General features: G+C 61.3%; 5 protein-coding genes and 1 pseudogene. 1 reads left to right on the top strand and 5 read right to left on the bottom strand.

Features of this window, described 5'->3' with window-relative positions; translation table 11 throughout:
- A pseudogene (locus tag PA598K_RS36535) lies at positions 1 to 400 on the bottom strand (spore surface glycoprotein BclB); the annotation flags it as partial.
- Positions 401 to 668: 268 nt separating this feature from the next.
- Here PA598K_RS36535 and pdxR point away from each other — a divergent pair.
- Entirely contained in the window at positions 669 to 2,105 is a 1,437-nt protein-coding gene (gene pdxR / locus PA598K_RS26175) for a MocR-like pyridoxine biosynthesis transcription factor PdxR (RefSeq protein ID WP_128659777.1), read from the top strand.
- Between the two features lie 118 nt (positions 2,106 to 2,223).
- Here the strand turns inward: pdxR and serA are convergent, their stop codons facing one another.
- The 4 genes from serA to PA598K_RS26155 form a co-directional block, all read right to left on the bottom strand.
- Entirely contained in the window at positions 2,224 to 3,822 is a 1,599-nt protein-coding gene (gene serA, locus PA598K_RS26170; RefSeq protein WP_128659776.1) for a phosphoglycerate dehydrogenase, read from the bottom strand.
- Positions 3,823 to 3,836: 14 nt separating this feature from the next.
- Positions 3,837 to 4,370 carry a pyridoxamine 5'-phosphate oxidase family protein gene (locus PA598K_RS26165; RefSeq protein ID WP_128659780.1) on the bottom strand — a complete coding sequence of 178 codons (534 nt, stop codon included), beginning with the start codon at positions 4,368 to 4,370 and terminating at the stop codon, positions 3,837 to 3,839.
- 173 nt (positions 4,371 to 4,543) lie between these two features.
- Complete coding sequence (locus tag PA598K_RS26160) at positions 4,544 to 5,815, bottom strand: prolyl oligopeptidase family serine peptidase (RefSeq protein WP_128659775.1); 1,272 nt, start codon at positions 5,813 to 5,815, stop codon at positions 4,544 to 4,546.
- 36 nt (positions 5,816 to 5,851) lie between these two features.
- On the bottom strand, positions 5,852 to 8,743 hold the full coding sequence (locus PA598K_RS26155; protein ID WP_128659774.1) for an alpha-L-rhamnosidase: 2,892 nt from the start codon (positions 8,741 to 8,743) through the stop codon (positions 5,852 to 5,854).
- Positions 8,744 to 8,848 lie beyond the last annotated feature (105 nt).

The raw sequence follows: 8,848 nt of genomic DNA, 5'->3' as shown, positions 1-8,848 counted from the left end.
CAGTAGCTCCAGTAGCTCCTGTTGCCCCTACTTCGCCCGTGGCTCCGGCTGTTCCCGTTGCTCCAGTCGCTCCTGTAGGCCCCGTTCCGCCAGTCGGACCAACAGTGATCGGAGTAGAGAGAATGCTCTCCAGTTTTTGTTGCGACATCCATTCCCTCTGGTTAAGTTCACGTATCATACTTCGCACACTGTCGTTGACAGCCAACAGACTCTCAATCGTAGTCCCTGCTGTAACCCCCGCTAATGTACCTAATACATACTGCAGCTTCTCGCCTTCTGCATTCATAATATGGCTGGCTCCCAGCTCTTCCAGCGCAATGGACGATAATAGCAGGTTGATCGCTTCATCCCTACTAATTGATATTACTGGCGTAATATTGGGAAAGTTGGACTGGGACATGGATTGCTCCCTCCTTTCCTTGGCACCCTGCTTGCACTGCCGCCTGATACAGCATGCCAAAGCTAAACAATATTACATCTTACACAAATGGGAAATATTGAGTGTATGTACATATTATTAATTTTGTTCAATCTGGATGGTGAGTCGCGGTAACAGCCGTAGAAGAAGCAGCATCCGTTATGCCTGTTGCGTCTATTGCAAGTCCTGACCTTCCATGATAGGATGGCAATCAATATCAAGCTCTTGTTCAAATGGCGGAGGTGTAAGCATGTTAACTGTAAATCGCCGGGACCCGCGACCCATCTGGCAGCAGTTGCTCGATCAGGCGATCCTTAATATTACCTCTGGCAAATGGCCGCCTGGCGAGGTGCTGCTGCCATCCCGGGAGCTGGCCGCCTTGATCGGCGTCTCCCGCTCCACGGTCCAGATCGTGTATGAGGAGTTGCATAGTCGGGGGTATACCGTCACCTCGCGACGCGGCGGGACGAGGGTGAGCGAGTGGATCGAAGCCTGCCGGCCTTCGGAGGAGCCTGTCGTCCATGGGCCGGCTTTGCCGGACATGCCTTTATTGGACGAATCTGTCGGACAGTTGCAGGAGTGGTTCGGAGGGATAGCGGAGACGACGCCGAAGATTGACTTCACCCCTCATGAGCCCTATCTGGACGAGCAGTTCCGCACGCGATGGCGCCAGTCCTTCCTACAGATCTCGACGACAAGCGACCTGAATCACTGGGCGTATGGCGATCCGCGCGGGCTGCTGCCTCTGCGCGAGCAGATCCAGCGATACCTGTCTCTGGAGCGCGGGGTGCACGTCAGCGTCGATCAGATTCTGCTCACCTCGGGGGCGCAGCACAGCATTGACTTGATCGCGCAGGCGTTGTTGCGAGAAGGGGATACGGTAGCAGTGGAGGACCCGGGCTTCCCGGCTGCCTGGATGGCGCTGAGGTACCGGCGCATGGAGGTAGCGGCAGTCCCGGTCGATGACAGCGGACTATGCGTGGACGAGCTGCCTCCTGCATCGAAGCTGGTCTACGTCACGCCTTCTCACCAGTGCGCCGTCGGCGCCATCCTGTCGGAGCCGCGTCGTCAGCGCCTGCTGCGGCTGGCTGTGGAACGGAGCTTCTGGATCATCGAGGACGATTATGACAGCGAGTTCCGCTATCGGGGCGAGCCACTGCCGACGCTGTTCAGCCAGCGCCCGGAGCATACTCTGTATATGATCAGCTTCTCCAAAATGATCGCCCCCGGCATCCGCATCTCGGCGATCGTCGGGCCCCCGGAGGCGATCCGCCGGCTAGCGCGCGTGCAGGAGTTTACCTATCGTCATCTGCCGATTATGGAGCAGCTGACCTTGTCTCACTTCATCGAGCATGGCCACTTCATGCGTCATATGCGGCGCGTCCGCAATGTGTATCGACGTCGACACGAAGCGATGACGCGGGCGATCGTCGCGAGCGGGTTGAGCGAGCGCTTCCGGCTGAGCGGTGTGGAGACGGGTCTTCATATGCTGTTGGAGGCCGAATCCGGCTACGACGAAAAAGGCGGAACGCTTGAGGCGCTCCGCCAGGGGATTCGGGTCTATCCACTCAGCAATTACGGCTTGACCAGCGGACGCAAGGGTTGGGTGCTTGGCTTCGCCCAGGTCGAGGAGGACGAGATCGAAGCGGGGATCGCGCGGCTCGCCGCGATACTGTTAACGCCGTAGAGCTGATCAGGGGGGGATGGCCCTATGCCTTGTCCGCTCTGACTCGGCCATCTGCTTCGCTGCTCCTGCTCGTCCATCGACTCGGCGCTTGGTCCAGCCTTGGCTCTACGGCTACGGATCAGGCAAAGTCCACCTGCCGCACCCGCTTGATGTCCGGCATCGCGAGCAAGGACGCTATAACCTCAGCCGACGCGCGCTGGTCGATCCGCAGGATCATCACGGCCGAGCCGCCGATCTCCTGACGACCAACCTGCATCGTCGCGATGTTCACACCCGCCTCGCCGAGCAAGACGCCTACGCGTCCGATGATGCCTGGCTTATCCTCCTGAGAGATCAGCAGCAGCTGCCCCTCTGGCGGAATCTCGACCGGGTAAGGTCCGATCCGGACGATGCGGCCGCCCGCTTCCCGCGCATACGCGCCGCTTATCCATCGGTCCTCCAGATCGGTCTTTAACCGAATCGTAACCGTGCTGAAGGCATACTCGGAGGTTTGAGGCTCGCCAATATGCAACTGGATCGCCAGCTCCTTGGCTACCTGATGCGCATTGACGGCATTGACCCGCCGCTCTGACGCCTCCTCCGTCCCGGAGAGCACGCCCTTGAGCGCATAAGGCAACAGCGGCGCGATATCCAGGCCGACCAGCTCGCCTGAGCACGACACGCTTACTTCACGGACGGTGCCTTCGGTCATCTGGGCGAGCGAGCTTCCGAGCTGCTCGCATAGCCGGTAGTACGGCTGCAGCCGCCGCGACACTTCCATAGGGAGGATCGGCATATTGACGGCATGGTCGAAGGGCTGATCTCGCAGGATGCGCATGACCTGCTCAGATACCTCGAGCGCGACATGCTCCTGCGCTTCGACCGTTGACGCGCCCAGATGCGGCGTGACGATGACGCGCGGATGCGCGAGCAATCGATGCTCGGCGGGCGGCGGCTCCTGCTCCAGCACATCGAATGCCGCTCCTGCGACGATCCCTTCGTCCAGCGCATCGAGGAGCGCTATCTCGTCGATGATGCCGCCACGCGCACAGTTGATGATACGGATGCCGCGCTTCATTCGGTCGAACTGCGGCTTCCCGATCAGATGATACGTATCGCTCGTCAACGGCGTGTGCACCGTCAGGAAGTCTGCGGTCCGCCATATCTCCTCCAGCGACGTCAGCGTAATCCCCGACTGCTCGGCCCGCTCCGGCGTGTAGCACGGATCGTACCCGATCACCTGCATCCCGAACGCTGTCGCTCGCGCGGCAACCTCTCGGCCGATCCGCCCCAGTCCGAGGACGCCGAGCACCTTGTGCCGCAGCTCCACGCCGAGGAACGCCTTCCGATCCCATCTGCCGCTCACCGTAGTAGCATAGGCCTGCGGGATATGCCGGGCTAGCGCCATCATCATCGCCCACGTATGCTCGCATGCCGTCACCGTATTGCCGTCCGGCGCGTTCGTGACGAGGATGCCCTGGCGTGTCGCCGACTCCAGATCGATATTGTCCACCCCGACGCCAGCGCGACCGATTACCTTCAATCGCACAGCCGCCTCGAGGATACGTCGTGTCACCCGGGTCTGCGAGCGGACGAGCAGTGCATCATACGACGCGATGATTGAGACGAGCTCCTGCTCGCTGAGGCCAGGCGATTGATCGACCTCGATGTCGTCGGCGAGCAGCAGCTGCCGCAGCCCGAGCTCGCTCATCGGATCGGCGACGAGTACTTTGTACATATTCGCCTCCTCCTTTACGTAGCCGACGGTTGGTACATTTTGTCTTCCTCCACGCCGTTCTCCTTGGCCGTGATCTGGTACGGCTCGATCCGAAAAGCCCGCACCGGGCCGCCAAATACCGAGGAGCGATACTTGTCCACGTGCTGCCTGGACAACGGACGGTTGTAATACCCCGGGACATACTTGTGGATCATCTCCTGCAGCAGCTGCGTCGCCTCATCCAACTCCTCGACCGGCTGCGCTCGACCGAACAGGATGACGCTCATATACGCCGTATCCGTCTTGGCCGGCACCGGATCGGTGATCGTGCCATACTCCTCGCATACCGTGAAGCACACCTCCGGATTGGCCGCCATCACTTCATTGCGCCTGCCGCCGCTCGCCCCGTGGAAGTACAGCTTGCCCTCCATCCAGACGAAGTTAAGCGGCACCACATAGGGATATGGCCCGTCCGCCATGCCCAGATGACCGATACGCACGCGCCGCAAGAATGCCTCGATCTTGTCCATGTCCGTCACTTCTCTGGATTGATACCGAACCCGAGCCATGTTCCTCTCCATCTTCCTTCACTCCTGATGTCTCTATTTGTTTAGGTCAGTGTAACAAGATATGGAATGGATGTTAAGGTCCATTGACCCGATAACAGGACAATCCATAATTACGCCAAAAAAACGCCCTGCCCCTCTCGCCATACAAGCGAGGGACAAGACGCCCGAAGCCATTATTTGCGCGCCTGCTGCGCCAGCCATTGCAGCAGCGATACTTCCTTGCCGTCCACGAGGACCGGCTTGCCGTCGTAATCGAGACGGCAGTCGTCATTGAGCATATAGATCCAGGAGAAATGCCCATGGTAGACGTAAGGCTCGCCCTGCTCCTCCGTGAACAGTCCATGCAGATCGACCACCTCGTCGAACAAGGAGAAATGCACCTCGCTAGCCCCCGCCCGCAGCAGCCGCTCGTACGTCGGGATCGATGTCTCCTCCGGCTTGACGACGTGATCTGCCCGGGCATGAGTGAACCAGATCGGCACATGCCGGATCGCCTCGATGTCCGCATCGCTGATCGTCTCATCGAACAACGCCTCGCATACCGGATAGGCGGCCGCGAAGAAGTCCGGATGATCGACCACCATGCGCATCGTCATGAAGCCGCCGTTGGAGCAGCCCCCGATGTAGATGCGGGACGTATCGATCGCCGCATCGTTGCGAGCGATAAATTCGTCGATGAGCGCCTTGAGCGCTGCGCTATATCGCGACTTGCCCGTCCGTCCGTACTGTCCGGAGCCGTCGTCCATCCAGAAGGTCGGCGTCTGCGGCGCCAGCACGAAGGCTCCGCCGAATAGCGCCTGGATGTCGTCGCTTGCCAGATGGACGACCTTGTTGCCTGCGTAGGCGACCGTCGGGTCCTGACCGCCCTCGCCGGCGCCGTGCAGCCAGATGATGAGCGGACGACGGCCTCCCCCGTGCTGCGGCGAATAATAGCCGTAGCCGAGCGGCTCCTCGGCGTAGGAGGAGCGGCCATGCAGGAACTTCTCCGCCTGGCTCATCGTATCTCCGGCGCATCGGTCGAAGACGAGACCGCTGAGCGGTCCAGCCGCCGACTCGATAACCGCTGTCTGGGTTATCCGGTAGTCGCAGAGGACGAATTCATTGAGCCCGTTCGGCGCGGCGAGCGGCGAGTTGACGCCGAATGGCTGCAGCTTCAACTCCAGCGTCACGTATTCGCCGCGCGACAGACGCTCCCCGCCCTGCGTGGAAGGATATGCGTCCTTGATGACCCCGTAGCCTCGGCTGGCGACCCGGATATGCTGCTCCTCCCAACTCTTGGGCAGCATGAGCGTCTCGCCATTGACCGCTCTGCGTTCCACATAGACATTAAAGGCGTCTGCGCTTACGGCCTCCGCGTCTACCTCTGTGCCCACCGCCAGTACCAGCTTCGTATGGAACGGCCCCAGGTCGGTGACGGTCGTAATCGTATAATAGATGTTCCCCATCGCTTTTCTCCTCCTCTGATCCTTACCTTAGTCTCCTTACTCTCTCAATGCCCGCAGCTCGGCGTACATCCGGTCATACTGGTCTCTGGAGATACCGCCGCCCATCGGGTGCTCTACAGTGGAGCCCAGCGTCATCCCGGCATAGGCGCCCAGCCCGGCGATCCAGCCTGGCGCATGGCGCTCGATGATCTGCCTCGCCGCCTCCCACTGGATCAGCTCCCCCAGCTGCGTCGCCTCGTGATAGAGACGATACGAGAGCAGCGGTCGCTCATAGCTGAAGGCGTACGTGCCGGAGCCGGCCACGAAGTGTACGCCGTCCGCCTCCTGACGGACCGCGAGGATCCCCTCCGCCTCCGTCAGAGGAGACTCGTCGCAGCGCACCTGATCTAGCTTCGCTCCCCGCAGCAGGAAGGATGCCGTCGTATTGGCCGGGATCGTAGCCCGCAGCTCGAGCGTATCGCCACGGAAGGCCCATCCTGTCTCAATCGTACCATACATGGATTCGAAAGCGACACGGGCATGGCTCAGTCTGCCGCCGGTGTAATCGGGGGCGATGTACAGGTGTCGGTAGCCCGGCCGCTCCTCATCCGGCGCCAGCCCGGCGACTCGGCGATACAGCCAGTTGCCGATCGCGCCGTAGGCGTAGTGGTTAAATGAGTTCATGTCGGCGCTCCAGAACGAGCCGTCCGGCTTGATGCCGTCCCAATGCTCCCAGATCGTCGTCGCACCCTTGGATACCGAGTACAGCCAGGACGGATACGTGTCCTGCAGCAGCAGCTTGACCGCCGTCTCGTGATAGCCGTTGTCCGACAGCGCAAAGCAGAGGAACGGCGTGCCCACAAAACCGGTCGTCAGATGGTAGTTATTGTCCACGATCATCGCGTTCAGATCGCGAGCGATCCGCTCGCGATCGCCCGGCTCGACCAGCTCGAAGACGAGCGCCAGGATATGGGCGGTCTGCGTCTGAGCCGCGACACGGCCATTGGGCGTGACGAACTCGGCGCGATAAGCCGCCGCGATCCGCTCGGCCAGCGCGCCGTACAGCCTGACGTCCTCCTCGTGCCCGAGCAGCTGCGCCGTATCCCGGACGATGCGCGTGGAGAGGGCATAGTAGGCCGCCGTGACCATATGGTTCGGCGTCGCGCCCATGTACGAGCCCTCCTTGGCGTCGAGCGCCAGCCAGTCGCCGAAGTGGAAGCCGGTATCCCAGACCTCCTCCCGCTCGCCCTGGCTGCGGATGTAGTCGACCCAGCCCTTCATGCTCTCATATTGCTCCTCCAGCACTCGCCGATCGCCGAAGGCGGTATACACCGCCCACGGCACCACCGTTGCCGCGTCGCCCCAGGCAGCGGCATTGTAGCCTTGCAGGATGTTGGGCACGACGAAGGGCACGCTGCCATCCGGGAGCTGATCCGCCTTCAGATCGCGCAGCCACTTGGCGAAGAACGGCGCAGCGTTGTAGTTGAACAGCGCCGTCTCGGCGAATACCTGCGCATCGCCTGTCCAGCCGAGCCGCTCATCGCGCTGCGGACAGTCCGTCGGCACATCGAGGAAGTTGCCCCGCTGACCCCAGACGATGTTGCGTTGCAACTGATTCACTCGCTCATCTGAGCATTCGAAGTCGCCGGTGCGCTGCATATCCGAGTGCATCACCTCGCCGATGAAAGCGGCCAGGGGCAGCTCGCCCTCTTGTCCTGGCATCCCTTCGACCTTGACATAACGGAAGCCCTGGAACGAAAAATGCGGCGCATACGTCTCCACGCCCTTCCCCTTGGCGATATAGCGCACCTGTTGCTGGGCGGTGCGGATATTGTCCCGATAAAAGTTGCCCTCGCGGTCCAAAACCTCGGCGTGGGTCAAGCAAATCTCGGTCCCTGCCTCAGCCTCGACTGTCAGGCGGAGACGCCCGACCATGTTCTGCCCCATATCCAGCACCGTGTCGCCTGCGGGCGTCCGCAGGATAGCGATCGGCTGCAGCGTCTGCGTCACCCGGACCGGCTCATTCTCCTGAGCGACCAGATGGCTATAAGGCAGCTCCAGCTTCTCCACAGCGCTCCAGGCGGCATCGTCGAAGTCCGGCTCGCACCAGCCCGGCCATTCGCGGCGGGCGTCGTAGATCTCCCCATCGTACCACTCGGAGAGCAGGATCGGCCCCGTCGCCGCCCGCCAGGTCTCGTCGGACACGACGAGCGATTCCCGGCCATCGCGATAGCGGATGTGGAGCTGGACGAGCAGCGCCCGGCGGTCGCCATAATGCCTGGACTTGTTTTCCCAGCCGAGCCGTCCCTTGTACCAGCCGTTCGCGAGCATCGCGCCCAGCGCATTGGCGCCTTGCCTGACGAGCGCGGTAACATCGTAGGTCTGGTATTGCAGCCTGTGGGTGTAGCTCGTCCAGCCGGGAGCGAACGCTTCATCGCCGACCTTGACGCCATTCAGATGCAGACTGTAGACGCCAGCCGCCGTCGCGTAGATGCGGGCCGACTCGATGTCAGCATGCTCAGCCTCGAACGATCGACGGAGCAGGAAGGCCGGCTCGGCATCGGGATCGATCGCCTCAGCTGCAGGCGTGATCCAGCTCGCCGACCACTCCTGCTCTGACAGCAGGGCAGTCTCCCACCATGCCCGTTCGCTCCACTCCGTCTCCTCCCTGTACTGGTTCCAGGCTTTGACGCGATAGGCATAGCGCGTGCGCGAGACGAGCGGCGGCCCCCCGTAGGGCACCAGGACGGAGTCGTCCGAGACGACGCAGCCGCTATCCCATACGGGAACCTCCGTCGTACCGGCGTACACCTGGATCTGATAAGCCGTCTGCAGCACGTGTCGGCGCTCCGACGTCAGCCTCCAGCTTATTCTCGGACGAGCCGTATCCGTTCCGAGCAGTTGCGTTTGATACTCCGCAGTCAAGTCGCACACCGCGAATAAGGTCATGTCGCACCCTTCCTTTCTCTGTCTCCTCTTTGTATTCATTATACAGAGACTGGCGGTGAAACGCTTTCATTATTCCGGCCTTTTTTTTGGTTTTGACGACTTCTT

The sequence above is a fragment of the Paenibacillus sp. 598K genome (assembly GCF_003851045.1).
GTDB lineage: Bacteria > Bacillota > Bacilli > Paenibacillales > Paenibacillaceae > Paenibacillus_D.
This window is presented reverse-complemented; position numbering and strand designations above follow the sequence as displayed.